The organism is Mycobacterium sp. 852002-51152_SCH6134967, from assembly GCF_001667105.1.
GTDB lineage: Bacteria > Actinomycetota > Actinomycetes > Mycobacteriales > Mycobacteriaceae > Mycobacterium > Mycobacterium neumannii_A.
On sequence record NZ_LZIK01000019.1, the window covers coordinates 97978 to 122938 of the forward strand.

The following is a 24961-nucleotide window of genomic DNA, read 5'->3' on the forward strand; positions in this document are numbered from 1 at the left end:
TTGGGGGTGTCGCCGGCCGCACGGCGGGTCTAGACTTCGGTCATTACCGGCCCGTACTCGAGAGGTGACCCCATGGATCCGAATCCGGACTATGACGCGAGCGACGAGCTGGAGTACGGCGTGAACTGGTTCGCGTGGATTCTTCGCGGGGTGTACCCGCCGCCTGCTTATCCGCCGGTTTAACCCGTCAACTGCCAGCGGTGCACACCCGCGCCCTGGGCGTAGGACAGATGTCCGCCGAGCGCGCCGCCCACTGAGACCGCGGTCAACCCGAGCACGCTGAACGTGCGCGCCGCACCCACCTTGCCGCGCTTGTACTTCCGATAAGCCACCCAGAACGCCACTGCCGCGACCGTGTTGCCCGCCGCGTGCAGGAGGCCGACTCGCCTCTGCCGCGTCCCCAGCGTGGGAAACTCCGCCAGCCCGGCCAGCACTGCGGGCGGTGTCGCGGCCAGCCCGATCGCGATCAGCTGCGGCGCGGCGTCGCGGTCCTTGAACAGTAGATCCAGCACCATCGACGACATCCACGCGCCGATCGGCAGGGTGACCATCAGCGGATGTGTGGGGTGACCCAGCCACGAGCCGCGCAGTCCCCGTGCCAACGCGCCGTCACCGAGCATCCGGTCGACAGCATCGGCCGTCCGGTCCGCGACCGCGTCGAGTGAGTCGGCCGATTCGGGCATCTGAAGAAGCGCGTGCATGTCCATGCCGTCCGGTTACCCGACCGGCACCGGCTGAATCGCCCGCTGTTAGGCAGCGCGCGGCAGCGTGCGCAGCGCCGTGCGGATCGCGAGGTAGATCACCGACGAGGTGATCACGAAGATCGGCCACCCCATCGCGACACGGGCCACCGCGAGCAGTCCCTCCCGGTCGGTGTCGTAGAGGTAGTACTGCACCAGAAAGCGCGACCACGACGACGTGGCCATCACCGCGGTGGCGATGTCAAAAGCCAGGCGCACCCGTGGGACCTGCCGCCAGGCACTGTCGCGTCCGGTGATCCACGCCCACACGACTCCGACCAGCGGACGCCGCACCACCAACGACGTGGTGAACGCGATCGCCAGACCGAGGTACATCCAGATCCCCGGCAGATAGAAGTCCTTGGCGCGGCCGGTGATCAAGGCCACGACCGCGCAGACCGCCACCCCGGCGAAGCCGAACAGGGCGGGCCGTATCGAACCTCGTTGCAGCAGTTGCGCGATCGCCACGAGGGCCGCGGCGCCCACGGCGGCTCCGGTGGCCACCAGGAGGCCCAGCGTCGGCGACGATACCGCGAACACCGCGACCGGCAGCGCGGAGTAGACCAGTCCGCGCACGCCGCCCGCACGGGCCAGCAGGACCTCGACCGGCGAACGTCGCTCCGTCACCCGCTTGAGCTTACGGCTCGCAGGTAGCGCTAGAGCGCCTTGAGTTCCTCGATCACCGAGGTGACCGACTTCTTGGCGTCGCCGAACAGCATCGAGGTCTGGTCGAGGAAGAACAACGGGTTCTCGATGCCCGCGTAGCCCGCGTTCATCGACCGCTTTAGCACGATCACCGAACGCGACTCGTCGACGTTGAGGATCGGCATGCCGTGAATCGGGCTCGACGGGTCGTTACGCGCGGCCGGATTGGTGACGTCGTTGGCGCCGATGACCAAAGTGACGTCGGTGCGGCCGAATTCGCCGTTGACGTCGTCCATCTCCTTCATCGAGTCGTACTCGACGTCGGCCTCGGCCAGCAGCACGTTCATGTGCCCGGGCATACGGCCCGCGACGGGATGGATGGCGTACTTCACCTCGACGCCTTTGCTTTCCAACAAGTCGGCCATCTCTTTGACGGTGTGCTGGGCCTGCGCGACGGCCAGCCCGTAACCGGGGACGACGATCACCTGGTTGGCGTAGGCCATCTGGATCGCGGCGTCCGCGGCGGAGGTGGCCTTGACCGTGCCCTGGTCGCCCCCCGGCCCGGCCACCGCCTCGGCGCCGCCGCCGAAGGAGCCGAACACGATCGCCGGAATCGACCGGTTCATCGCCACGGCCATCAGGTTGGTCAGGATCGAACCCGATGCGCCGACGATCATGCCCGCCACGATCATCGCGGTGTTGTCCAGCGCCAGACCCGCTGCGGCCGCGGACAATCCAGTCAGCGCGTTGAGCAACGAGATGACGACCGGCATGTCCGCGCCGCCGATAGGGAACACCACGAACAGGCCCATCAGGCCGGCGAACACCAGGACCAGAGCGATCGCCCACCCGGGGCTACCGGTTCCGGCGTTGAGCCCGATGTAGATCGCGGCGGCGGTCGCACCGAGCAGCAGCACGACGTTGGCGGCCTGAAACACCTTCGCGGAAGCGACAAGTCGCTTCTCGACGTTCTTGGGGATCGACTCCTGCAGTTTGAGGAACGCCACCAGCGAACCCCAGAACGACACCGACCCGATGATCGCGGCCAGCAGCGACCCCGCCACCAACGCCACCGTCGGATGCTGGTCGGGCGTGAAATGCGCGAAGCCATCGGTCTCGATGAATTCCGCCCACGCGATCAACGCGACCGTGCCCCCGCCGACGCCGTTGAACAGCGCCACCAACTGCGGCATCGCGGTCATCTTGGTCTTCTTGGCCGGTGGCACACCGAGAATCACGCCGAGCGCCAATCCGGCCGCGATCAGCACCCAGTTGATCGGCGCGGTGTCGCGCACCTTGATCAGCGTGGCGATCACGGCGATGGCCATACCGGTGGCCGCGATCCAGTTGCCCCGCACCGCGGTTTTGGGTCCGGTCAGCCCGGACAGGCCGAGGATGAACAGCGAGAACGCGACGATATAGAGGACGGTGACCAGATAGTTCACTTGTCAGCCGCCTCAACAGCTTTGGGCTCGGTGTTCTGGGCGGGCCGTCGCCCTTTGAACATCCCCAGCATCCGGTCGGTGACCAGGAAGCCGCCGATCACGTTGAGCGTGCCGAAGATCAGCGCCACGAAGGCGATCGTCCGCACACCCCATGGCGCGTCTGCGGGCAGATCGCCCAGCACGATCAGCGCACCGAGCACCACGATGCCGTGGATTGCGTTGGTGCCCGACATCAGCGGTGTGTGCAAGGTGTTGGGCACCTTGGAGATCACGGCGAACCCGACGAACCCGGCGAGCACCAGGATCGCGAGATTGGCCAGCAGGTTGTCGTACATCAGTTTTCTCCCCGGGTGACGCAGGAGGCCGCCACCACCTCGTCATCGAAATCGGGCATGAGCTTGCCGTCGCTGATCAGTAGCTCCAGCAGCGAGGTCAGGTTCTTCGAGTACAGCTCGCTGGCGTGTTCGGGCATGGTGGCCGGAAGGTTCAGCGGTGAGGCGATCGTGACGCCATGGCGGACCACGGTCTGCCCCGGCTCGGTGAGCTCGCAGTTGCCGCCCGTCTCGCCGGCGAGGTCGACGACCACGCTGCCCGGCTTCATCCCCTCGACCGCGGCGGCGGTCACCAGTCGGGGCGCCGGCCTGCCGGGCACCAGCGCGGTGGTGATCACGACGTCGAAGCCGGTGATCGCCTGCTCCAGTTCCTTCTGCTGTTGTGCGCGTTCCTCGTCGGAGAGCTCGCGGGCATAGCCGCCCTCCCCGGCCGCCTCGATGCCCAGCTCGAGCCACTGCGCGCCGACCGAGCGGACCTGATCGGCCACCTCGGGGCGCACGTCGTAGCCGGTGGTGCGCGCGCCGAGCCGCTTGGCGGTGGCCAGCGCCTGCAGCCCCGCCACGCCGACGCCGAGCACCAGCACCGACGCCGGTTTCACGGTGCCTGCGGCCGTGGTGAGCATCGGGAAGAACCGCGTCGACTCCGAAGCCGCCAGCAGCACGGCCTTGTAGCCCGCAACGTTGGCCTGTGACGACAGCGCGTCCATCACCTGGGCGCGCGAGATGCGCGGGATCGCCTCGACGGCGAAGGCCTGCACCCCTGCGGCCTTCAGGGCGGCGATCTGGTTGTCGTCGTTGCGTGGGGCGAGGAAACCGATCAGCGTCTGCCCGCTCGTGAGCTTGGCGACCTCTTCGGCGGTCGGTGGCGCAACTTTGACCACGACGTCGGTGCTCCATGCGTCACCGATCGTCGCGCCCGCTGCGGTGTAGAGGTCGTCGGGCAGAAGGGCCCGCTCGCCCGCGCCGGACTCCACGATGACGGCCACACCGCTCTTCACCAGCGACGCGACGGCCTTCGGCACCAACGCGACGCGGCGCTCGTCGGCTTCTGATTCGCGTACCACCCCAACCGTCGGGGCCGCCCCGGCGGCGACATCAGCATGCGTCTGCTCTGTCATGACGGAACACCTTAACCGCTACCGCTGGTCACATCTAAATCGGTACGGTCAGTCGCGGATTTCCACCGGCACGGCGCACCGGAAACGGCGCCGGCGCGAATTAACATCCCGAAGGTGCCGGAAGCGTCGTTGCCGAAGTCCCGTAATCGCCGACGCGCACGGCTGGCCGACATCGCCACGGTGCTGATCATCCTGGTCGTCTACATCACGTCGCTGGTCGGTTATCACTATCTCTCCGGCGAGCCCGTCTCCTTGGGTCCTCCTGACCTCGGAGACAGCGGAGACAACATCGTCCAGGTCACCCTGTCGGAACTGCACACGGTCGCCAATCAGATCGACGTCGAGGTCGTGGTCTTCCCGTCGGACAACCACATGAACGACGACCTCAACGTGGTCAACACCGATATCGCGGTGCGGCTGTTCATCAACGAGATCAACATCGACATCGACGACCTGCAGACGCCGAAGGGCCAGTTGCCTGCCCAGATCAGCGCCACGCTGTCCGCGAAGGGCGACCCGGACAAGTGGCCTTTCGACTCGTACACGGTCGGCGCTCTGGGAGCCGACATCATCGTCGGAAGCGGTGACGACCGCACGTTCGAGCCCGCTCGGGTGGTGGTGACCGGCGGACTCGACGGGTGGGACATCACCAGCACGCGAAGCGGGCCGGCCACCCAGTCGGCTGACGACGGCGACTACGAGACGGTGACGTTGAAGCGCGCGAAGGGACCGCTCGCCTTCGATGTGGGCCTGTGCCTGGTGTTGATAACCCTGCCCGCGCTGGCTCTCTTCGTGTCGATCGAGATGCTGCGCGGGCGGCGCAACTTCCTCCCGCCCTTCGGCACGTGGTACGCCGCGTCGCTCTTCGCGATCATTCCTATCCGCAACTTCATGCCCGGCGCGCCGCCGCCGGGCGCGTGGATCGATCAGATCCTGGTGCTGTGGGTGCTGCTCGCGTTGACCGGGGCGATGGTGCTGTACTTCGCCGCCTGGTGGCGACGCAGCGACTGACGGCGCGGTAGCCGCCGGCCGGGCCCGCCTATGGTGGTCTCGACCAGTACAACCACGGGAGGCCATCGGATGGCTGTCGACCGGCTGCTGCCCACCCCGGACGCCGATGATTTGATCGCGCTGACCCGCGACATCGCCGACAAGGTGCTCGACCCGATCGTCGACGATTACGAGAAGGCTGAACGCTATCCCGAAGGCGTGATGGCGCAACTGGGTGCGGCCGGACTGCTGAGCCTGCCCCAGCCAGAGGAGTGGGGCGGTGGTGGGGTTCCCTACGAGATCTACCTCCAGGTGCTCGAGGAGTTGGCGGCCCGGTGGGCGGCCGTCGCGGTGGCGGTCAGCGTGCACAGCCTGTCGTCGCATCCCCTGCTGATGTTCGGCGCCGAAGAGCAGAAGCGGCGCTGGCTGCCCGGCATGTTGTCGGGTGAGCAGATCGGGGCCTACAGCCTGTCGGAGCCGCAGGCCGGTTCGGACGCAGCGGCGTTGCGCTGCGCGGCTGCCAAAGCCGAAGACGGCTATGTCATCAACGGCTCCAAGTCGTGGATCACCCACGGCGGGCGTGCCGATTTCTACACGTTGTTCGCGCGCACGGGCGAGGGCTCGAAGGGCATTTCGTGTTTCCTGGTGCCCGGTGACTTGCCCGGACTGAGCTTCGGCAAGCCCGAGGAGAAGATGGGCCTGCAGGCGATCCCGACCACCTCAGCGTTCTACTCCGACGCCCACATCGACGCGGACCGGCTGATCGGCGCCGAGGGCCAAGGCCTGCAGATCGCCTTCTCCGCACTGGATTCCGGGCGGCTGGGCATCGCCGCGGTCGCCACCGGGCTGGCCCAGGCCGCGCTCGACGAGGCGGTCGCCTACGCCAACGAGCGAACGACGTTCGGGCGCAGGATCATCGACCATCAGGGCCTCGGCTTCCTGGTGGCCGACATGGCCGCCGCGGTCGCCAGTGCGCGGGCTACGTACCTGGACGCCGCGCGTCGACGCGATCAGGGCCGGCCGTACTCACAGCAAGCCAGCGTCGCCAAGCTGATCGCCACCGACGCCGCTATGCAGGTGACCACCGACGCGGTGCAGGTGTTCGGCGGTGCCGGTTACACCCGCGACTACCGCGTCGAGCGGTACATGCGGGAGGCGAAGATCACCCAGATATTCGAGGGCACCAACCAGATTCAGCGCCTCGTCATCGCCCGCGGCCTCACGTCCTGATCTCGGCCGGTTCACCGAGCGACGGTTCGGGCGGCGAGGTAACCGTGACCTGCGTGCCGTAGCCCTGTTCCGAATTCACCCGCATTGACCCGCCCATGGCGTCGAACCGGACCAGCAGTGAGCCCAGGCCGATATGACCGTCGGCGACGTACTGCTCGATGATCGCCGGGTCGAACCCCTTGCCGTCGTCGGAGACCGTCAGCACGACTCGGTCCCCTCGCCGCGTCAGTCCCACCCGCACCGTTGTCGCGTCGGCGTGCTTGTGGATGTTGGCCAGCAGTTCGCGAGCCGCCCGATAGAGCAACTGCTGCGAGTCGGGCTTGCCCACATCGTCGAGGTCCGCCTCGATCTCGTAGTGACCGCGGGATTCGAACTGTCGCAACAGCTCTCGTAGCGCTGGAGTGAGACCCAGCTGGGCCAGCACTTGAGGGTGCAATTGGGTCACCGTCGAGCGCAGCGCCGCGGCGGTCTGCTGCAACGCCTCGCGAACCGCTTCCAACGCGGGATCGTCGTTGTGTTCCTGAAGTTCGTCGAGTTCGAGGCGCGCGGCGAGCAGTGTCTGCAGCGGTCCGTCGTGGAGATTCTCGGCGACCTCCCGGTTGTGGCGCTCGTCGGCCTGCATCGCCTCGGAGACCAGTTGGCGCCGCACCGCCTGCAGCTTCGCCACCCGGGCCTGGCGACGGACCAGCACGACGCACAGTGCGGTCATCGCCACCGCGCCCCACACCAGGAAGCCGAACTGGGTGTAGACGACATCGGGCAACCCGACCGAGTCGTCGCGTTTTGAGTACACCACCCAGGCCCCGAGATAGGCCGTCGCCGTGCCGATTCCGAGCAGCGCGGTCAGCATGGGTCGGTCCTGGAACGCGACCGCGATGGGCAGCAGGAAGAAGACGGGGAGCAGCGCGGCGGTGGCGCCACCGGAGACCAGGCACAGCACCAGGATCATCAGGACGTCGACGCCGGTGGACGCCCAGCCTCCCCACCAGGGCACCGGGCCGCGCAACACCGCGACGAGCCACAGCACGGCCGCCACCGCCCATATCCCGAGCACCACCGCGTACAGCCCGGGAAGCCAGTGGTCGACCTCCCAGATCAGCACCAGCACAGCGATCAGCGCGAGCAGCGGCAGCCGCAGCACCGCGGAAACGCGCACGGGCTCCGCAGCGAAGAAGCCCGCGATCCGGTCCACCACGACGGCGTCAGTCCAGCAGCTTGCGGCGCATCGCCTCGGCGACGGCCGCGCCACGGTCGTTGACGCCGAGCTTCTCGTAAAGCCGCTGCACGTGGGTCTTCACCGTCGATGGCGCCAGGAACAGCTGCTTGGCCATCGCCGGGATGCTGGTCCCGGACGCGATCAGCCGGAGCACCTCGCGTTCCCTCGGGCTCAGCGTCGGGCCGTTGGGTTCGGAGCGCTTGCGGATCTCACCGGCCAGGCCGGCGGCCAGGCTCGGTGCGACGACATCTCGTCCCTTGGCGCAATCGAGTACTGCGTTGACGAGCTCCGCCCTAGTGGATTCCTTGGGCAGGAATCCCGCCGCGCCGTTCTGCAGTGCCTGATACACGATCGCGGACTCGTCGTGCGCGGAGACGAGCAGCACCCGGGTGGGCAGCTCGTCCCGTATGACAGCGGCCGCCACCTCGGACCCGTCGATGCCCGGCATCCGGTAGTCCAGCAGGGCCACCTGCGGGGAATGCTCGCGGATGGCCTGGAGCGCGGTCGCTCCGTCGTCGGCCTCGGCAACCACCTCGATCTGGCCGCTGGAGACCAGCGCGCGGACCACCCCGTCGCGAAACATCGGATGGTCGTCACCCACCACCACCCGGATCTTGTCACCGGCCGTGCTGCTCACCACGCGATCAGCTTGGCATAGCGGCGCGTTCACTTCCCCCATTTGGGGGACACGAGATTCATCCGGTTCGACCGCCGTTCGCCGGACATACAACGGGCCCGCGCTGCAGCACTCTCGAGTCATCGCCGGAATTACCCGGTCGGCCAGACCAAAAAGCAAGAACCAAAGGAGAATTCGAAATGAACACTAACACCACTCGCCGCTTCGCCCGCGTCGTCGCGCTGCCGGTCCTCGGGGCCGGAATCCTCGCCGGGGCACTCGGTTTCGCCGGAGCCGCCAGCGCGGGTACCTACACCCCCGACAACACCCCGCGGCCGGGCATCGTCGCCACGCCGAACGTCCACGCTCCTGGAGTCCAGTCGGGAACGCACGGCCACCGGATCGACCATATCGAGGTGGAGCAGCCGACCTGGCACCGCTGAGGCGCAACGAGCGAAGCGGGGGCACCCTACCGGTGCCCCCGCTTTCTCGTGTCAGGTCAGACCGAGGTCAGGACCTCGGCGGTCTGCAGCGCCTGGCCCACGCCGGAGACGATCGAGGCCAACCGGATCGCCTCGAAGATGACCGTGCGTGACACGTCAGCGTCGCGCAGGGTCTTCTCGTGCGCTGCGACGCAATGGCCGCATCCGTTCATCGCCGACACCGCCAGCGACCACAGCTCGAAATCCTCCTTGGCGACACCGGGATTGCCGATGATGTTCATCCGCAGCCCGGCCCGCAGGTCGTCATAGGCGCCGTCGAGCTGGCCCTTGGTGCGGTAGAAGACGTTGTTCATCCCCATGATCGCGGCCGCCCCGAGGGCGGCGTTGTAGGCCTCCTGGCTCAGGATGTCCAGAGCGTCCTCGGCGATCTCACGCAGCAGTCGCTCGTTTTTGGTCGCCGCGGCGGTCGCCACCAGGGCGCCCCACAACTGCTCCTCGGACAGCTCGGTCGTCTTGACGATGCTGCCGAAGTTGAGCTTCAGGTCCTTGGCGTACTCCGGAAGCGCTTCCTTGATGCTGTCGATGCTCATGGTTACACCGCCTCTGCCAGCAGCTCGGCCGGCTTGATCGTGGGATCACCCTTCTTCCAGTTGCAGGCGCACAGCTCGTCGGACTGCAGCGCGTCGAGCACACGCAGCACCTCCTCGACGTTGCGGCCCACGGATCCTGCCGTCACCGACACGAACTGGATCTCGTTGTTCGGGTCGATGATGAACGTCGCCCGGTCGGCCACGCCGTCGGCGTTGAGCACACCGGTCGCCAGCGACAACTCGCGCTTGAGGTCCGAAGCCATCGGGAACGGCAGCTTCTTGAGGTCCTCGTGCTGAGCGCGCCACTGGAAGTGGACGAACTCGTTGTCGACGGACACGCCGATGACCTTCGCGTCGCGGTCCTCGAAGTCGTCGTTGAGCTTGCCGAACGTGGCGATCTCCGTCGGGCACACAAAGGTGAAGTCCTTCGGCCAGAAGAAGACGATCCGCCACTTGCCCTCGTGGTCCTCGCTGGTCACGCGGGTGAAATAGTCATCGGGCTGCTTGGCATCGACCTCGGAGAGGTCACCGCCGACCACCGCCGCCATGTCGTACCTGGGGAACTGGTCACCGATTGTCAACAATGCCATTCGCGAGCACCATCCTTATCGCTTAGTTTGGATTCAGTCCAGATTACGTATTCGATACTCGGCCTTTCTCGGTGCGAAGGCAAGCTAAACGAACGTGATTGTGGCCACACCGGCGCCGTGAAATAGGTTCGCTGTCAGCGTATTTCGGGGTCCATCGGGACGGAGGCATCGCAGAGTGCGCGAACCCTCGCGCCAGCGACGTTGCTACGGTCGATGGATGTCGAACATCTCCGAGAACGACCGCATCGAGGACGTCACGCCCGGCGACATCGTCCTCGTCGACCGCGGCGCCGAACCCGTCCCGTCCAAGGTGGTGCATAAGGACGTCAACGACGGCACGGCCGTCATCACCTACGAGCTCGACGACGGTACGACGTTCCAGGTCGAATACGCAGCGGGCACCCGGGTGACCCGCAGCCTGGAGGCCAAGTGGGAGTCCGAGCAAAGCCCGACGCAGCACAAACCCGTCTGAGGAGGTGACATATCGTGGCGGGCATGGACTTCGCGATGTCGGCCAAGGCTCAGGACTACCACCAGCGCCTGGGCGAATTCATGACGGAATTCGTCTTCCCCGCCGAAGCCGAGTACCACCGCTACCGCGAAGAGGCCGGTCCCAAGGACCACACCGTTCCGCCGATCGTCGAGGACCTCAAGAAGCTCGCCAAGGAACGCGGGCTGTGGAATCTGTTCCTGCCCGCCGAGTCGGGTCTGAGCAACCTCGAGTACGCGCAGCTTGCCGAGCTGACCGGTTGGAGCATGGAGATCGCGCCCGAGGTCACCAACTGCGCGGCCCCCGACACCGGCAACATGGAGACACTGCACCTGTTCGCCAATGAGCAGCAGCGCAAGCAATGGCTCGAACCGCTGCTGGCCGGCGAGATCCGCAGCGCCTTCGCGATGACCGAACCCGCGGTCGCCTCCAGCGACGCCCGCAACATCGAGACCACGATGCTGCGCGACGGCGACGACTACGTCATCAACGGTCGCAAGTGGTGGATCACCGGCGCGGCCGATCCGCGCTGCAAGATCATGATCGTGATGGGCCGCACGAATCCGGATGCGGCCAGCCACCAGCAGCAGTCGATGATCCTCGTGCCGACCGACACCCCGGGCGTCGACATCCAACGTTCGCTTCCGGTGTTCGGCTACCAAGACCAGCACGGGCATTGCGAGATCGTCTTCGACAACGCGAGGGTGCCGGCCGAGAACCTGCTCCACGAAGAGGGCAGCGGGTTCGCGATCGCCCAGGCCCGCCTCGGCCCGGGGCGTATCCACCACTGCATGCGCGCGATCGGCGCGGCCGAGCGGGCGCTGGCGTTGATGATCGACCGTGTGCAGAACCGCGTGGCGTTCGGCAAGCCGCTGTCCGAGCAGGGGGTGGTGCGCGAGTCGATCGCCAAGTCGCGCAACCAGATCGACCAGGCCCGCCTGCTGTGCCACAAGGCGGCGTGGACCATCGACGAGCAGGGCAATAAGAGCAAGGACGCGCAGGTGCTGGTCGCCCAGATCAAGGCGGTCGCCCCGCAGATGGCGTGTGACGTCATCGACCGTGCGATCCAGGTGCACGGCGGTATGGGGATCTGTGACGACGTGCCCCTGGCCCGGCTGTACGCCTGGCACCGCGCGATGCGGCTGTTCGACGGGCCGGACGAGGTGCATATGCGGACCATCGCCCGCGCCGAACTCGGCAGGGAGAAAAGCGCTTTCGCGACGGCGGCGAGCCGCCAATCGGGTCCCGCGGCGAGCCGCCAATCGGGTCCCGCGGCGGCCGGAGGCGCGGCGGTGGCCGGAGGCGCGGCGGTGGCCGGAGGAGCCGGATAGGTGGCGGGCAACCCCGACGCCCTGTCAGGGGCGTGGAACTTCCGCGACATCTCGGAGGAGACCGGTATCAGACCCGGGCAGTTCTTCCGGTCCAGCGAGCTGAGCGGTCTGGACGAGGTGGGCCGCGAGCTGTTGCGCCGGTTGAACATCACCGATGTCGCCGACCTGCGCTCGGATCGTGAGGTCGAGCGGCGCGGGCCCGGGCGGGTGCCCGACGGCGTCGCGATACACCGGCTGCCGTTTCACGAGCTTGCCAAACCCGGCGCGGAGGCGCCGCATGAGCAGAGCTTCCAGCGCATGATGACCGAAAAACCCGACGACGAAGACGTGACGGTGGCTGCGGGCCGGTTCATGACCGAGGAGTACCAGAAGTTCCCGACGCTGCCCGGTGCGCATTTGGCTGTGCGCCAGGTCATTTCGATGCTCGCCGGGCAGCGCCCGGTCATCGCGCACTGCTTCGCCGGTAAGGACCGCACGGGCTTCACGGTCGCAACCGTGCTCGAGGCGGTCGGTGTGCAGCGCGATGCCATCCTGGCCGACTTCCTGCGCAGTAACGAGGCAGTACCGCAGCTTCGCGAAAGCATCCTCGAGTCGATCCGCAACCGGTCAGAGGACACCACCGACGAAATCGTCACCTTCGCCGAGGCGCGGCTTACCGAGGAGGTGCTCGGCGTGCGCGAGGACTACCTCGAAACCGCCCGACGTTCGATCGTCGAGAACTACGGCTCGGTGCGGGGCTACCTCGAGGCCGCCGGCGTCACCGACGATGAGGTCGTGCGGCTGCGCACCGTCCTGCTCGGCTGAAATCCGGTCAGGCCCCGCCTTTTTCGGCCTCGTACTTCTGCGTCATGTGCTCGATTGCGGACAGCTGCGTCTGGGCCAGGTTCTCGCGCACATCGCGGGCGCGCGCCGCGGCGTCGAGCGTCGGCTGGGCCTGACCCTGGAAGTGCGGTATGACCTCGGCGGCGAACAGTTCCGCGCTGCGCTTGGTGGCGGCGGGATTGGCCCATTCGTGGCCCATCTGGAGCATGCACCCGAAGCCGCCGGACTGATCCCACAGCCGCTGCACCTGGGCGCGGGCTCGTTCGGGTGTTCCGATCACTCCGGCGCCCGCGTTGTTGATGATGTCGATCATGTCGTCGATCCGGTCCCCGGGAATCGTCATCTGCGGGAATGCGGCGACCTTCTGGAAGTAGTTGAACCACGGCTCGATACCGAAGCGGACGTCGGCGCGCGCTTGTTCGTCGGTTTCAGCGATGTGCATGGGGCACACCAGCGACCAGTTGCGGCGGTCGACCGTGGTGCCGAACGCGGCCGCCCGTTCCTCGGCGATCCCCCAGTGATGCGCGAGCGCATCGAATCCCTCGACGACGAGCGTCGCACCGATCGACAGCAGGCCGATTCCGTGCTTGCCTGCCAGCCGCGCCCCGGTCGGCGAGGCCACCGCGGCGACACTGAGCGGGATGCCGTCCTCCGCATAAGGCGCCAGTTGCAGTCTGGCGTCGTGGAGTTCGTGGGTGGCGGTCTTGGCCGAGACCGTTTCACCCTTGAGCAACCGCACGACGATGTCGAGGTTGGTCTCCAGAAGTTCACGGGTGTCGGTGGGCGTCAGGCCGATCATCGCCGAGTCGGTGGGCAGCGAGCCGGGCCCCATGCCGCCGATGATGCGGCCGTGGGTGAGGTGGTCGAGCAGCATCAGCCGGTCGGCCGCCCACAGCGGGTTGTGGTACGCCAGCGAGATGACGCCGGTGCCGAACCGGATCCTCTTGGCGCGCTGCGCGGCCGCCGCGATGAACACCTCGGGTGAGCTGATGATCTCGCTTCCCGCCGAATGGTGCTCGCCGATCCACGCCTCGTCGAAGCCCAGCGCGTCGAGGTGCTCGATGAGCTCCAGATCGCGCTGCAGCGCGAGCGTCGGGTTGGTGCCGGCGCGGTGGAACGGTGCGATGAAGTATCCGAAACGCAGCTTGGCCATGCCTGCAAGCTACTGCGTCAGGTACACCCCGATGACCCAAACGACGGTGGCGAGCAATGCGCCGGCCATTTCGACGCCGACCGACAAGGCGACGCCCTTGAGCGCATGCTTCGTCGACACCCACGCCACGCGCCGGTCGTGCCGGTTGGTCAGTTCAGAGAGATAGATGCCCAGCACGAAGCCAATCGGGAGTCCGAGTATGGGGATCACGAAGAAGCCGACCACGCCGAGCGCTCCGCCCGCGACCAGGCTCAGGGTGCGCACATCGGCCTCCCGCATCCGTCGCACCGGCCACGTGTACTTGATCAGCGCCGCAGCACCGAGCAGCACGGTCGCCACGGCCAGCGTCACCCACGCGGCGGGTTCCCGCTCGACGAGCGCCCACACCGCGATCGCCCCGAAGACCAGCAGTGTCCCGGGAAGCACCGGCACCACGATGCCGACGATGCCGACCGCGATGGCCAACGCGACAAGCACGATCCCGCCGGTGGTCATGTGTTGAATCTACGTGTGGTCGTAGCGGCTCGAGCGCGGTCGGCTCACGGGCGCCGGGCGCGCACCCACTGGAGGTTGCCGACAGACTTGGTGCGCACGCCGACGAACCCGCGTTGCTCGAACATGTCGCCGAGTTCGTCTTCGGCGAAGAAGCGGGCCCCGCCGCTGGACAACCATCGCAGCGGCGGCGGCACATTGCCGACCGTGGGCGCCATGATCGCGATCCGGCCGCCCGGCCGCAGCACGCGGTACATCTCGGCCACCGCCGACGACGGCTCGGGGATCAGCTGCACCACCGCCAGCGACGTCACCGCGTCGAAGGTCTCGCCAAACGGCAACCGCTGGGCGTCCGCCCGCAGGAATCCGACGTTGGGCCCGGCCTGCGCGCTGACCGCCCGCGCCAGCATCGGTTTCGAGATGTCGATGCCCAGCGCCAACCCGCCCGGTCCCGCCGCGCGGGCCAGCGAGGCGGTGACGTTGCCCGGCCCGCTTCCGATGTCGAGCGCGATACCGCCCTTCGGAATGTCGAGCCAGTCGATCGGCAGCTGCCACGCGCCCACGAATCTGCGGGCGATGCCCTGGGCGTAATCGTAGAACATCGAACCCGGACCCGACGCCCACACGGCCTGGATCAGACCGCGGTTCGCCGGCGGTGTCTGCTGCGGTGATGCCGCGTCGTCGAGCAGGTCCAGGTAGCCGTCGCGGACCTCGAGACGCGCCGGCGGATCGGAGAACAGCTCGACCGCCCTGCGCAGCGCAGGCGGCAGCGATGATGTCGGCTGATCGGTCACGCTTTCACGCTACCCCTGCGGTTCAGGCCCCGAGCTGGTCGGCCAGGTCGGCGAAATCGGCTGCCATGACGTCGAACTCGCCATCCTCGATCCTCGACGGGCGGCGGCGGCCCGCCCCGTACTCCAGCGGCCGGTCGACGTAGGCGGTCATCAGGCCCGCCCGCTTCGCACCGCGCAGGTCGCTGGCGTGCGCGGCCACCAGCATCAGCTCACCGGGCGCGACGTCGAGCAGCTCAGCGCACCCGAGATAGGCCTCGGGATCGGGTTTGTAGTGGCAGAACAGCTCGGCCGAGATCACACAATCCCACGGCAGACCCGCACGCTTGGCCATATTCGTCAGCAGCGAGACGTTCCCGTTGGACAGCGTCGTGATGAGGTAGCGCGCCTTCAACCTTGTAAGGCCGTCCACGGCGTCGGGCCACGGGTCGAGGCGGTGCCAGGCCCGGTTGAGATTTCCGACGGCCGCGGCATCGACGCTCGTGATCCCCGCCGTGTCGAGCAGCTCGACGAGGATCATGCGGTGCAGGTCGTCGATCTTGGTCCACGGCAGCTCACCGCGGCGCACCCGGTCCATCGCTGGCGGATAGCCGGCCCGCCAGTCGTCGGCGAAGGCCGCCCAATCCCGTTGCACGCCATGGGCACGACCGAACTCCTCGAGCTCGCGGATGATGCTCGAACGCCAGTCGACGACGGTGCCGAACACGTCGAATGCCAGCGCCTTCGGCATCTACGGCTCCAACACGACCTTGCCGAGCACACCGCCGTCCGCGAGTGCCTGCAAAGCCTCAGCGCCCTTCGACAGCGCGAAGCGCATCGGCGGCGGCGGGCGCAATCCCGCCTCGACAAGCTGCGCGACGCCGAACTCGAACACCGACTGCGATCCCGGCTTGCGGTTCACATATTCGCCGTAGCCCACCCCGATCACCGCCACATTGCGCAGCAGCAGCCGGTTCACCCTCACCGTCGGAATCCCGCCCGCCGCAAAACCGATCACCAGCAGCCTGCCCTCCACGGCGAGCGCGCGGATCGCGTCGTCGAACGCGTCGCCGCCGATGGGGTCGACCACAAGATCGACACCGCGGCCGTCGGTCGCGTCCTTGACCGCCTGCAGCCAGCCGTCGGTCAGCGGTAGCATGACGTCGGCGCCCAGCGACTCGACGAATTCGATCGCGTGCGGCCGGTGCACCATCGCGATCACCCTGGCGCCCAACGCCTTCGCGATCTGTACCGCCGCGGTACCCACACCGCCCGCCGATCCCAGGACCAGCACCGTCTCGCCCGGTCGCAGCGCGCCCCGCTTGGCCAGCGCGAAATACATCGTCTGGTAGTTGCCCAGCAGCGCAACGGCTTCCGCGTCGTCGAGGCCGTCGGGCGTCGGTGTCAAGCTCTCAGGCGACACCGCCACCCGCTCGGCCCACCCGCCGAGCATCGACAGCGCGGTCACCCGCTGCCCGGGCTTGAACTCCGACTCGTACGGCGCCGAGCGCACCACCCCGGCGACCTCCATGCCGGGAACGAACGGCGGTTCGAGCCGCAGCTGGTACTCCCCGCGCAGCAGCAACAGGTCCGGGAAGCTGACGCCGGCCGCACCGACGTCGACAACGACGACGTCCTCGCCGCCGACATCATCGACATCGGTGTACGCCAGCCCAGCCGGCCCGGTGAGTTCCTGCGCGACAAGCGCTTTCATGGAACTCAGCCGAGGCTGAAGGTGGCCCGCTGCGCCGCCGACAGGTCGGTGATCTCGCCCCACTTCGCGGCGATGTCGTCGACAGAAGGCACCTCGGAGAAGGTGAGCCCCTCGTTCTGGAACAGCGCTACCCGTTGAACTTTGCCGCCACCGACGATGAACACCGAAGCGGTGTCGGGCAGTTCCTCGGTCATCAGGTAGGCCACCACGGGCGCAACGTATTCCGGCGTCAGCTTCTCGAAGACCTCCGGCGGCAGGATGTCCTGCGTCATCCGGGTCGCCGCGATCGGGGCGACGGCGTTGGCCTTGATGTTGTACTTCGCGCCCTCCTGGGCCAGCGTGTTGATCAGGCCGACGAGGCCGAGCTTGGCGGCGCCGTAGTTGGCCTGGCCGAAGTTTCCGAACAGACCGCTGGTCGAGGTGGCGACCACGACCCGCCCGAAGCCGTTCTCCCGGAAGTGCGGCCATGCGGCGCGGATCACGTTGTAGCCGCCGTACAGGTGCACCTTGAGCACGGCGTCCCAGTTGGCGAACTCCATCTTGTGGAATGTGCCGTCGCGCAGGATGCCCGCGTTGGAGACCACACCGTCGACCTTGCCGAACTCGTCGAGCGCGGTCTTGATGATGTTCTCGGCGCCCTCGGGCTCGGCGACCGAGTCGTAGTTGGCGACCGCGCGGCCACCGGCGTCCTTGATCTCCTGGACGACCTGGTCAGCCATGTTCTGGCCGGCGCCGGTGCCGTCTCGGGCACCGCCGAGGTCGTTGACGACGACGCTGGCGCCCTCTTTGGCGAGCGTCAACGCGTATTCGCGTCCGAGTCCGCCTCCGGCCCCGGTGACGACGACGACGCGATCCTGCACTCCTGGCATGGGGTTCCTTTCCACATTCCGCCGCGATTTCGGTGTAGTTGGTTGCGCTGCCCGCCACCAACTACACCCGAATCGCTAAAACAGGCGTTTGGCGAGCTTCAGCGCCTTCTCTGTATACGGGGGATAGATGAACGCGCCGACATCGGGTCGGGTCGGTTTGGTCATCACGGTCTTCTTGTGACTGAACTGCTCGAAGCCGTAGCGGCCGTGGTAGGCGCCCATGCCCGAGGGCCCGACGCCGCCGAACGGCAGCTTGTTGGTGGCGAAGTGGAACAGCAGGTGGTTGACCACCATCCCGCCGGCCGGCACCTCCTTGATCACCCGTTCCCTGATGCTCTTGGTCTTGGTGAACAGGTAGGCCGCCAGCGGCTTCGGCCGCGAATTGACGAAACTGATTGCGTCGTCGAGTGATTGGACCGTCACGACGGGCAGGATCGGGCCGAAGATCTCGTCGGTCATCAACGGTTCGGCCGGGTCGGGGTCGACGACGACGGTCGGCTGGATGCTGATCTTCGACGCGTCCGAACCACCGCCGACGACCACCTCACCCTTGGTCGCGGCCAACGCGTCGGTCAGCCGTCCGAAGTGGCGTTCGTTGACGATGCGTTTGCCGCCGGGGTTCTCCGACTCGAACGTCGTCACCGCCTCTTTGATCTTGTCGACCAGCTTGTCGCGGATCTTCGCGTCGGCGAGCACATAGTCGGGCGCGATGCAGATCTGCCCGGAGTTGATCAGCTTCGTCCACGCGATGCGCTTGGCCGCGACATCGATGTCGGCATCGGCGGAGACGATCACCGGGCTCTTCCCGCCGAGTTCGAGCGTGACCGGCGTCAGATGCGGTGCGGCGCCTTCGTAGACCTTGCGGCCGATCTCGGTGCCGCCGGTGAAGCAGATGTGGTCGAAGCCCTGCGCGATGAGCTCCTGGCTGACCGAGCCGTCGCCCTCGACCACCGCGATCGCGTCGGAGTCGAGGTAGCGCGGCACCAGTTCGGCCATCAGCGCCGACGACGCCGGACAGACTTCCGAGGGCTTGAGGACCACGGTGTTGCCCGCCGCGATCGCCCCGATCGCCGGGCCGAGCGTCAGCACGAACGGGAAGTTCCACGCGCCGATGACCAGCACCGTGCCGAACGGTTCGTATTCGACCCAGCCCCGGCCCGGCAGCTGCGACATCTCGAGCAGCCGATAGCGGCGCTTGGTCCACTTCTTGACGTTCTTGGCGGCGTCCTTGGCCTCACCGGCGGTGCTCGCGATGTCGGCCAGCCACGCCTCGAAACGGTTGCGCCCCAGATCCTGTTCGAGCGCGGCGGCGATGGCCTCCTCGTTCTCGACGGCGAGGCGTTCGATCGCCTTGAGCTGCCTTATGCGCCACTCGATGTCCCTCGTGCGGCCGGTTTTGAAGGTCTCGCGCAGGCGACGCACGATGCTGGGGATGTCTTCGGTGGCTTGCGCCGGAGTGGCGATATCGGCGGTCATGGGGAGTCCTTCCTGACCCGAGGAATGCCCCGATCCTAACCAACCGGTTGAACCGCCCAGAAGGCCTCGCGCCTTTTCCGCGTGAGCCCTCGCGCATGCGGGCCGTGAGCCCTCGCGCTAGCCGGCGAGCGACCGCGTTTGCCCGTCGACGCGCCGCGATTCAGCGTACGAACGCGGTCGCTCGCGGGGCTTCGGTGCCCGACGCGCGGTAGATCAGACCTTCTGAGCGATGACGAACTCGGAAAACCCGTCGTCGTTGGCGTACTCCTCGGGAAGCACCCAGCGGTCCAGCCGGCGCATCTCCTGTTGCGAGGTCACCGCGGTCGACCGCCACCCGTGCGCGTCGAGCCACTCGGAGACGTCGGCGCGGTCGGGGTCGTTGTACATCAGCTCCGCGACGTCGACGGACTCCTCCATCCCCAGCTGCGCCCGCACCTTCTCGAAACGTTCCCGCATCTGCTCGCGCCGCTCCTCGGCCTGCACCCCGACCGTCTCCACCGAGACGCGGCTACCCGGCGCGCTGAGCGCGGTGATCTGCTCGAAGAGCCGATCCTGGGCCTCGGCGGGCAGGTACATCAGAAGACCCTCGGCCAGCCACGCGGTCGGGGCGTCGGGGTCCAGGCCCGCGTCCCGCAGCGCGCCCGGCCAGTCCTGGCGCAGGTCGACGGCCACCGCGACGCGCTTGGCGGTCGGCAAAGCGCCTTCCTCTGCCAGCCGGGCGGCCTTGTACTCGAGCACCTTGGGCTGGTCGATCTCGTACACCGACGTCCCCGCGGGCCACTGCAGGCGGTAGGCGCGGGAGTCGAGCCCCGAGGCCAGGATGACGACCTGCCGGATACCGGCCTCGACGGCATCGGTGAAGTACTCGTCGAAGAAGTGCGTCCGCACCGCCTGGTAGTTGCCCATGTGCTCGAAGATCGCGGCGACGTCCTCATCCGCGTCGGCGACCTTGACTCGGGTCTCCGGGTCGAGCATGACGTCCCATACGCCGCCACCGGCACCCGCGACCAGAACTTTGGCGTAGGGATCGCGGATCAGCGGGTCGTCTCGTTCGGTCTCGGCGGCTCGGGCTGAGGCCACCATCACCGCGGTCATGCCCACGCTGGTGGCGATGTCCCAGGTGTCGTCTTCAGTGCGCAGCGAACTCATCGTCCGCCATCGTAGCCGAGAACTTAGGCTAGCTATCGAGCGTGGGGTCGTCGGTCAGGACTGCAGGCGCCACAGGTTGTTGGACATCAGCAGCTCGAACTGGCGCACCACCGCTTTGAGCTCCTCGTGGCTGCCGACGAATCCTGCATAGAAGCCCATCCCCCACATCACCGCGACCAGCATCTCGACCAGTGAGTCGACCTCGGTGTCGGTGGTGAGCTCGCCGCGCGCAATCGCGTCGTTGACCGCCCAGGCCACGAACTCGCGGGAGTCCTTGAGTGAGTCGTGCTCCTCGTCGCTGAGCTCCGGATGGCGCTGTGCCTCGAGCACCGACGTCACCAAAAACGCAGCGGCCGAACGATCTTCGGAATCGGCCTGCATCGCCGCCGTGAAGTACGCCGACAATCTGGCGAGCAGTTTGGTTTCGTCTTGCGCGCGCGATTTCCCCGCGGTGACTATCGCGGCGTTGGTCTGCTGCACGACTTCACGCCATAAAACCTGCTTATTGGCGAAATAGTGGTTGATCGCGGGACGGGTCAGATCCGCGCGAATGGCGATCGCCTGGAAGGTCGCGGCATCGTATCCGAGTTCGCTGAAAACCTCGCGCGCCGCTCCTATGATGCGCTCACGCGTCTCGGCAGCCTTCGCTGCGGGGGGACGACCCGGACCTCTACTCGCCGTATGCGGCACGGTCAAATTGTGCCACACGTCACTTACCTCTTCAGACGTCCACTTCCCCGGAGAGCCCCGACCAGCCCTTAATCAGCAAATTGCGGACTTTGCGGTGGGAAATTCCACGTAGAGAATCGGCCCGACTTAGAACTAATGTCCACGTAATGGTGAGCGTCGTATCGCGGGACGGTTACTTCGACGTGGGTATCGAGATCCTGTCCGACCTGGGGTACGGCGGACTGAAGCTCGCGGAGGTCTGTCAACGCCTCGGCGTGACGACCGGCTCGTTCTACCACTACTTCCCGAACTGGCCCGCCTACACCAGGGAACTGCTCGCACACTGGACGCAGGAGCGCACCGTGCGGGTGATCGAAGCGGTGCGCGCCGAGCCCAACCCGCGGCGGCGCATCGACGCCCTGTTCCAGTCCGCCCTCGACGTGCCGCACAGCGCCGAATCCGCCATTCGCGTGTGGAGTGCGCTGGACCCGCACGTGCACGAGGTACAGGTGGCAGTCGACCAGCAGCGCTTCGACATCCTGTACGAGTCGGCGTTCGAGATCCTGCAGCACAAGAGGCAGGCGCAGCTCTTCGCCGAGTGCGCGGTGTACGTCTTCGTCGGCTATGAGCAGACGACGTTGCCGCGCGACCCCGAGGGGTTGCGATGGATCTCCGCGGAATTGCGCGAGGCCCTCGACGACGGTCGGTTCGCGACGGTTCCCGACGGTGATTAGCGCGGGAATCGGGGTTGTCGCTCACTGAAGTCGTCGCCCCGGTGTGGCGCCACGCGGAGCACCGACTGCGACGGCGCGATCCCGAGCTCGACGCGCTGCGCCGTGCGATCCGGGCGGCGATCGTGCTGCCGATCGCCGCCGCGGTGAGCTTCGCGGTCGGCGGTGGGACCCAGACGCCGATGATCACGATCTTCGGTTCGGTCGCGCTGCTGATCCTGGTCGACTTCCCCGGAAACCGGCCGGCTCGCGCGCTGGCCTACTTCGGGCTCGCCTTCAACGGCGCCGTCCTGATCACGCTCGGCACCCTGGTGGCTCCGCATCCCTGGCTCGCCGTCGCGGCGATGTTCGTCCTCGGGGTGGTCGTCACGTTCTCCGGGGTGCTCAGCGAGATCGTCGCCGCCGGGCAGCGCGCCACGCTGATGACGTTCGTGTTGCCCGCGTGCACTCCCCCCGGTCCCATACCCGATCGGCTGCTCGGCTGGTTCATAGCCCTGGTGTGCTGTGTGCCCGCCGCGCTGTTTCTCCTGCCGCCGCGCCACCACGACGAGCTGCGTAGCGGTGCCGCGCGCGTGTGCGACCGGTTGGCCGACTGTCTACAGGGCACCACCCCGGCCAGGAACGTGACCCGGGCGATGAACCAACTGTGGGAAACGTTCCTGGGTGCCGACTACCGACCCGTCGCGCTCACCGCGGGCAGCCGCGCCCTGGTCCGGGTGGTCGACGACCTCGGTTGGCTGTCAGATCGGATCACCGACGGCACGGGGCAACTCCTCGGCGAGATGAAACACCCGCTGATCCGGGTGCTGCGCGATTCGGCGGCAGTACTGCAGATCTCCGACGTCTCTACCCGCGCCGCCCGCACCGCAGACCTCGACACGGCGCTCTCCGAACTGCGTGAGATCGCCCAGGGGCACTACCGCGAGGACATCCTCGAGATCCTTGCATCGTCGGACGAGGCGGACGCGATCACGGTCGGCCGTAATCTGCTGGCACGACGCACCTTTTCGGCGACGGTAGGCGTCACCGGCCGAATCATCCGCAACGCCGCGGCCGCCGATGCGCGCCCGGTGTGGGCGCGGGTGCTGGGCCGTGGCCTGCCCAAGACCGGCACCGCCGACTGGGTGATGCCGGAGACGACGGCCGTCGCCGCCATCACCCGCGGGTTCCTCGCCACCCGGGCGGTGGTGTTGCGCAACAGCATTCGCACGGGGCTCGGCTTGGCGCTGGCGGTCGCCGTCACTCACCTGTTCCCGCTCGAGCGCGGTTTCTGGGTCGTACTCGGGGCGATGTCGGTGTTGCGCAGCAGCGCGCTGACCACCGGCACGCGGATGCTGCGGGCGGTCGCCGGTACCGCGATCGGATTTCTGTTGGGCGTCGGGCTCATCGAGCTTGTCGGCGTCGATCCCCTCGTCATGTGGATACTCCTGCCGGCGGTGGCTTTCGGATCCGCCTTCGTCCCGGAGGTCGCCTCCTTCATCGCCGGCCAGGCCGCCTTCACGATGATGGTGCTGATCATCTTCAACCTGATCGCGCCGTCGGGATGGAGCGTCGGGCTGATCCGCGTCGAGGATGTCGTGGTCGGCGCGCTCGTCGGGGTGGTGGTGTCGGTCCTGTTGTGGCCGCGGGGGGTGGGTAACCGGTTGGGACGGGCCATCGACGACGCGTTCGCCGTCGGCGCGACGTTCCTCAAGGCCGCGGTGCTGAGGGTGACGCGCGGGGCGTCGGAGCAGGCCGCCGATCGGGTGATCGCGCTGAGCCAGCAGGCGCTACGGGCGACGCGGACCGTGGATGACGCGGTGCGACAGTTCCTTTCGGAGAGCAGCGGGCCCACCGATATCCGCGGACCCGCGGTGCGATCGGCGAACCGGGCCATCAGGCTGCGCGCCGCCGCCGAACTGATCGCCGATGTCGTTCCCCCGCCGCACGGGATCTATCCCAGGACAAGGGCGGTGCTCGAGACCCACGCCGAGGCGATCTGCGCGAGGGTCACCGGCGGCGCGGTTCATCCGCCGCCACCGCTCAGCGACGATTTCGTGACCGCCCTGCGCGCCGAGGCCACCGACGACGACCTCGCGGTTCCCGCGGCGCTGCCTTTGGTGGCCGTCGCCGCCCATCTCGGGGCGCTGAACCTGCTGTACCCCAAGGGCGCACCGGCACGGCCGATCAATGGCGGTGAGGCATAAGCGCATTCGGAGGAATCTGGCCGAACTTGCCTGCCTGGTAGTCCTCGAGCGCCTCGATGAGTTCGGACTTGCTGTTCATCACGAACGGGCCGTACTGGAACACGGGTTCCCGAATCGGGAGGCCGCCGAGAATCAGTACTTCAAGTGCGGGACGGTGAGCGTCCTGGCTCCGGTGTGCTTCCACCTTGATCCGGTCGCCGGGCCCGAGTACGGCAAGCTGCCCCTGGTGGATCGGGTGCGCGACGGGGCCGACCGTACCGCGTCCGGACAGCACGTAGACCAGCGCGTTGAAGTCGCGTCTCCAGGGCAGGTGGAGTTGGGCACCGGGTTGAATCGTGGCATGTGCCAACGTGATCGGGGTATGTGTCGCACCAGGGCCGACGTGGCCGTCAACGTCACCGGCGACGATTCGGACCAGCGCGCCACCGTCCTCGGAAGACAACAGCTTGACCTGGCCGCCCTCGATGGCCTGGTATCTCGGCGTCGCGAACTTGTCCTTGCGGGGTAGGTTGACCCACAGCTGGATGCCATGGAACATGCCGCCACTTTCGACGAGCTCGGCGGGTGGCGTCTCGATGTGCAGGATGCCGGAACCGGCGGTCATCCACTGAGTGGCGCCATCGGTGATCAGCCCGCCGCCACCGTGGGAGTCCTGGTGCGCGAATCGGCCGTCGATCATGTAGGTGACGGTTTCGAACCCGCGGTGCGGATGCCAGTCGGTGCCTCGCGGCTCTCCCGGCTCGTACTCCACCTCGCCCATCTGGTCCATGTGAACGAACGGATCGAGCTCGGCCGCCGAGACCCCGGCGAACGCGCGGACGACGGGAAAACCCTCGCCTTCGAAGCCGCGCGGCCCGGTGGTGATCGACCGAACGGGACGGTCGGTATCCGACGGTCCGGCGGTGGTGATGCGAGGAAGGGTGAGCGTATCGGCGGTCACTGCAGGCATGTACTGAATAACCGGACTGCAGTCCGATCCATTCCCCGCCTGTGGATAACTTGTCGCGGGTGTCACACCCCGGAGCTACGCTTTCGTACATGCGTTCGAATCAAGTTTCCGATGTGCTCACCGGGCTGTGTTATGTCTCTGGACATAGGTGACAGTTCTGCATCAGGACATCGGTAACACTTTGCGTGGTTCTGGTGGTGACACT

At 67.2% G+C, this 24961-nt stretch carries 27 protein-coding genes and 1 pseudogene; 9 read left to right on the plus strand and 19 right to left on the minus strand.

Annotated elements, in window-relative coordinates:
* Nucleotides 1-69: 69 nt before the first annotated feature.
* Nucleotides 70-183 (plus strand): annotated as a pseudogene (locus A5790_RS25950) (CAP domain-containing protein); the annotation flags it as partial.
* Here the strand turns inward: A5790_RS25950 and A5790_RS06440 are convergent.
* From A5790_RS06440 to A5790_RS06460, 5 genes are read right to left on the minus strand one after another with little or no spacing between them, the layout of a single operon-like run.
* Nucleotides 180-707: a DUF2231 domain-containing protein gene (locus A5790_RS06440; RefSeq protein WP_066841984.1), complete on the minus strand. Its 528-nt coding sequence runs from the start codon at nucleotides 705-707 to the stop codon at nucleotides 180-182. The pseudogene A5790_RS25950 and the gene A5790_RS06440 overlap by 4 nt on opposite strands.
* Nucleotides 708-749: 42 nt before the next feature.
* A complete protein-coding gene (locus A5790_RS06445) occupies nucleotides 750-1367 on the minus strand; it encodes a DUF3159 domain-containing protein (protein ID WP_066841985.1) in 618 nt (205 codons plus the stop codon).
* 29 nt (nucleotides 1368-1396) lie between these two features.
* Nucleotides 1397-2830, minus strand: a complete 1434-nt coding sequence (locus tag A5790_RS06450; RefSeq protein ID WP_064427985.1) for an NAD(P)(+) transhydrogenase (Re/Si-specific) subunit beta — start codon at nucleotides 2828-2830, stop codon at nucleotides 1397-1399.
* Nucleotides 2827-3165 carry an NAD(P) transhydrogenase subunit alpha gene (locus A5790_RS06455; RefSeq protein ID WP_064394622.1) on the minus strand — a complete coding sequence of 113 codons (339 nt, stop codon included), beginning with the start codon at nucleotides 3163-3165 and terminating at the stop codon, nucleotides 2827-2829. Before A5790_RS06455 ends, A5790_RS06450 begins: the two co-directional genes overlap by 4 nt.
* Nucleotides 3165-4280 carry a Re/Si-specific NAD(P)(+) transhydrogenase subunit alpha gene (locus A5790_RS06460; protein WP_066841990.1) on the minus strand — a complete coding sequence of 372 codons (1116 nt, stop codon included), beginning with the start codon at nucleotides 4278-4280 and terminating at the stop codon, nucleotides 3165-3167. The genes A5790_RS06455 and A5790_RS06460 overlap by 1 nt, the downstream gene beginning before the upstream one ends.
* A gap of 114 nt (nucleotides 4281-4394) precedes the next feature.
* Between A5790_RS06460 and A5790_RS06465 the strand changes: the two genes are divergently transcribed.
* Both A5790_RS06465 and A5790_RS06470 read left to right on the plus strand, forming a co-directional pair.
* Nucleotides 4395-5291: a DUF4436 domain-containing protein gene (locus A5790_RS06465; protein ID WP_197696722.1), complete on the plus strand. Its 897-nt coding sequence runs from the start codon at nucleotides 4395-4397 to the stop codon at nucleotides 5289-5291.
* A 69-nt stretch (nucleotides 5292-5360) separates the two neighbouring features.
* On the plus strand, nucleotides 5361-6500 hold the full coding sequence (locus tag A5790_RS06470) for an acyl-CoA dehydrogenase family protein (RefSeq protein WP_066841994.1): 1140 nt from the start codon (nucleotides 5361-5363) through the stop codon (nucleotides 6498-6500).
* Here the strand turns inward: A5790_RS06470 and A5790_RS06475 are convergent.
* Both A5790_RS06475 and A5790_RS06480 read right to left on the minus strand, forming a co-directional pair.
* A complete protein-coding gene (locus tag A5790_RS06475; protein WP_066841996.1) occupies nucleotides 6490-7695 on the minus strand; it encodes a sensor histidine kinase in 1206 nt (401 codons plus the stop codon). The genes A5790_RS06470 and A5790_RS06475 overlap by 11 nt on opposite strands.
* Before the next feature lie 7 nt (nucleotides 7696-7702).
* Nucleotides 7703-8353 carry a response regulator transcription factor gene (locus A5790_RS06480; protein WP_197696723.1) on the minus strand — a complete coding sequence of 217 codons (651 nt, stop codon included), beginning with the start codon at nucleotides 8351-8353 and terminating at the stop codon, nucleotides 7703-7705.
* 179 nt (nucleotides 8354-8532) lie between these two features.
* Here A5790_RS06480 and A5790_RS06485 point away from each other — a divergent pair, with 179 nt between their 5' ends.
* Nucleotides 8533-8775, plus strand: a complete 243-nt coding sequence (locus tag A5790_RS06485) for a hypothetical protein (protein ID WP_066841998.1) — start codon at nucleotides 8533-8535, stop codon at nucleotides 8773-8775.
* A gap of 56 nt (nucleotides 8776-8831) precedes the next feature.
* On the opposite strand, the gene ahpD is transcribed toward A5790_RS06485, so the two are convergent.
* Together ahpD and A5790_RS06495 are read right to left on the minus strand one after the other, a co-directional pair.
* Nucleotides 8832-9365 (minus strand): alkyl hydroperoxide reductase AhpD, encoded by a 534-nt coding sequence (gene ahpD / locus A5790_RS06490; RefSeq protein ID WP_066842000.1) that lies wholly within the window; start codon nucleotides 9363-9365, stop codon nucleotides 8832-8834.
* Between the two features lie 2 nt (nucleotides 9366-9367).
* Complete coding sequence (locus A5790_RS06495) at nucleotides 9368-9955, minus strand: peroxiredoxin (RefSeq protein WP_066842002.1); 588 nt, start codon at nucleotides 9953-9955, stop codon at nucleotides 9368-9370.
* 217 nt (nucleotides 9956-10172) lie between these two features.
* On the opposite strand from A5790_RS06495, the gene A5790_RS06500 reads away from it, so the two are divergent.
* The 3 genes from A5790_RS06500 to A5790_RS06510 are packed head-to-tail and all read left to right on the plus strand — an operon-like array spanning nucleotide 10173 to nucleotide 12580.
* Nucleotides 10173-10427 (plus strand): hypothetical protein, encoded by a 255-nt coding sequence (locus A5790_RS06500; RefSeq protein ID WP_066842004.1) that lies wholly within the window; start codon nucleotides 10173-10175, stop codon nucleotides 10425-10427.
* Nucleotides 10428-10462: 35 nt separating this feature from the next.
* The gene (locus tag A5790_RS06505; RefSeq protein WP_197696724.1) at nucleotides 10463-11776 is read left to right on the plus strand and encodes an acyl-CoA dehydrogenase family protein; all 1314 of its coding nucleotides are present in this window, start codon (nucleotides 10463-10465) and stop codon (nucleotides 11774-11776) included.
* A complete protein-coding gene (locus A5790_RS06510; RefSeq protein WP_066842008.1) occupies nucleotides 11777-12580 on the plus strand; it encodes a tyrosine-protein phosphatase in 804 nt (267 codons plus the stop codon). It begins immediately after the preceding gene.
* 7 nt (nucleotides 12581-12587) lie between these two features.
* On the opposite strand, the gene A5790_RS06515 is transcribed toward A5790_RS06510, so the two are convergent.
* The 9 genes from A5790_RS06515 to A5790_RS06555 form a co-directional block, all read right to left on the minus strand.
* The gene (locus A5790_RS06515; protein ID WP_066842010.1) at nucleotides 12588-13751 is read right to left on the minus strand and encodes an LLM class flavin-dependent oxidoreductase; all 1164 of its coding nucleotides are present in this window, start codon (nucleotides 13749-13751) and stop codon (nucleotides 12588-12590) included.
* A 9-nt stretch (nucleotides 13752-13760) separates the two neighbouring features.
* Complete coding sequence (locus A5790_RS06520; protein ID WP_066842012.1) at nucleotides 13761-14246, minus strand: DUF456 domain-containing protein; 486 nt, start codon at nucleotides 14244-14246, stop codon at nucleotides 13761-13763.
* A gap of 44 nt (nucleotides 14247-14290) precedes the next feature.
* Nucleotides 14291-15037 (minus strand): methyltransferase domain-containing protein, encoded by a 747-nt coding sequence (locus tag A5790_RS06525; RefSeq protein ID WP_066842015.1) that lies wholly within the window; start codon nucleotides 15035-15037, stop codon nucleotides 14291-14293.
* Nucleotides 15038-15059: 22 nt separating this feature from the next.
* Nucleotides 15060-15764, minus strand: a complete 705-nt coding sequence (locus tag A5790_RS06530) for a haloacid dehalogenase type II (protein WP_066842017.1) — start codon at nucleotides 15762-15764, stop codon at nucleotides 15060-15062.
* Nucleotides 15765-16727 (minus strand): NADPH:quinone oxidoreductase family protein, encoded by a 963-nt coding sequence (locus A5790_RS06535; protein ID WP_066842019.1) that lies wholly within the window; start codon nucleotides 16725-16727, stop codon nucleotides 15765-15767.
* Between the two features lie 5 nt (nucleotides 16728-16732).
* Entirely contained in the window at nucleotides 16733-17596 is an 864-nt protein-coding gene (locus tag A5790_RS06540) for an SDR family NAD(P)-dependent oxidoreductase (protein ID WP_064417692.1), read from the minus strand.
* A 75-nt stretch (nucleotides 17597-17671) separates the two neighbouring features.
* A complete protein-coding gene (locus tag A5790_RS06545; RefSeq protein WP_066842021.1) occupies nucleotides 17672-19072 on the minus strand; it encodes an aldehyde dehydrogenase family protein in 1401 nt (466 codons plus the stop codon).
* A gap of 213 nt (nucleotides 19073-19285) precedes the next feature.
* Nucleotides 19286-20221 (minus strand): class I SAM-dependent methyltransferase, encoded by a 936-nt coding sequence (locus A5790_RS06550; RefSeq protein ID WP_066842022.1) that lies wholly within the window; start codon nucleotides 20219-20221, stop codon nucleotides 19286-19288.
* Between the two features lie 54 nt (nucleotides 20222-20275).
* Nucleotides 20276-20911, minus strand: coding sequence for a TetR/AcrR family transcriptional regulator (locus tag A5790_RS06555; RefSeq protein ID WP_066842053.1), 636 nt, complete (start codon nucleotides 20909-20911; stop codon nucleotides 20276-20278).
* A gap of 146 nt (nucleotides 20912-21057) precedes the next feature.
* Between A5790_RS06555 and A5790_RS06560 the strand changes: the two genes are divergently transcribed.
* Entirely contained in the window at nucleotides 21058-21624 is a 567-nt protein-coding gene (locus A5790_RS06560; RefSeq protein ID WP_066842024.1) for a TetR/AcrR family transcriptional regulator, read from the plus strand.
* Between the two features lie 14 nt (nucleotides 21625-21638).
* Entirely contained in the window at nucleotides 21639-23807 is a 2169-nt protein-coding gene (locus tag A5790_RS06565; RefSeq protein WP_066842026.1) for an FUSC family protein, read from the plus strand.
* Here the strand turns inward: A5790_RS06565 and A5790_RS06570 are convergent.
* The gene (locus A5790_RS06570; protein ID WP_066842028.1) at nucleotides 23788-24756 is read right to left on the minus strand and encodes a pirin family protein; all 969 of its coding nucleotides are present in this window, start codon (nucleotides 24754-24756) and stop codon (nucleotides 23788-23790) included. The two genes, A5790_RS06565 and A5790_RS06570, sit on opposite strands and share 20 nt — an antisense overlap.
* Between the last annotated feature and the right edge of the window lie 205 nt (nucleotides 24757-24961).

Coding starts and splice junctions, on each gene's coding strand:
- A5790_RS06500 (WP_066842004.1), top strand. CDS start 10,173: ATGTCGAACATCTCCGAGAACGACCGCATCGAGGACGTCACGCCCGGC.
- A5790_RS06440 (WP_066841984.1), bottom strand. CDS start 707: ATGGACATGCACGCGCTTCTTCAGATGCCCGAATCGGCCGACTCACTC.
- A5790_RS06520 (WP_066842012.1), bottom strand. CDS start 14,246: ATGACCACCGGCGGGATCGTGCTTGTCGCGTTGGCCATCGCGGTCGGC.
- A5790_RS06540 (WP_064417692.1), bottom strand. CDS start 17,596: ATGCCAGGAGTGCAGGATCGCGTCGTCGTCGTCACCGGGGCCGGAGGC.
- A5790_RS06550 (WP_066842022.1), bottom strand. CDS start 20,221: ATGAGTTCGCTGCGCACTGAAGACGACACCTGGGACATCGCCACCAGC.
- A5790_RS06545 (WP_066842021.1), bottom strand. CDS start 19,072: ATGACCGCCGATATCGCCACTCCGGCGCAAGCCACCGAAGACATCCCC.
- ahpD (WP_066842000.1), bottom strand. CDS start 9,365: ATGAGCATCGACAGCATCAAGGAAGCGCTTCCGGAGTACGCCAAGGAC.
- A5790_RS06495 (WP_066842002.1), bottom strand. CDS start 9,955: ATGGCATTGTTGACAATCGGTGACCAGTTCCCCAGGTACGACATGGCG.
- A5790_RS06460 (WP_066841990.1), bottom strand. CDS start 4,280: ATGACAGAGCAGACGCATGCTGATGTCGCCGCCGGGGCGGCCCCGACG.
- A5790_RS06570 (WP_066842028.1), bottom strand. CDS start 24,756: ATGCCTGCAGTGACCGCCGATACGCTCACCCTTCCTCGCATCACCACC.
- A5790_RS06530 (WP_066842017.1), bottom strand. CDS start 15,764: ATGCCGAAGGCGCTGGCATTCGACGTGTTCGGCACCGTCGTCGACTGG.
- A5790_RS06505 (WP_197696724.1), top strand. CDS start 10,463: ATGTCGGCCAAGGCTCAGGACTACCACCAGCGCCTGGGCGAATTCATG.
- A5790_RS06455 (WP_064394622.1), bottom strand. CDS start 3,165: ATGTACGACAACCTGCTGGCCAATCTCGCGATCCTGGTGCTCGCCGGG.
- A5790_RS06560 (WP_066842024.1), top strand. CDS start 21,058: ATGGTGAGCGTCGTATCGCGGGACGGTTACTTCGACGTGGGTATCGAG.
- A5790_RS06515 (WP_066842010.1), bottom strand. CDS start 13,751: ATGGCCAAGCTGCGTTTCGGATACTTCATCGCACCGTTCCACCGCGCC.
- A5790_RS06535 (WP_066842019.1), bottom strand. CDS start 16,727: ATGAAAGCGCTTGTCGCGCAGGAACTCACCGGGCCGGCTGGGCTGGCG.
- A5790_RS06470 (WP_066841994.1), top strand. CDS start 5,361: ATGGCTGTCGACCGGCTGCTGCCCACCCCGGACGCCGATGATTTGATC.
- A5790_RS06485 (WP_066841998.1), top strand. CDS start 8,533: ATGAACACTAACACCACTCGCCGCTTCGCCCGCGTCGTCGCGCTGCCG.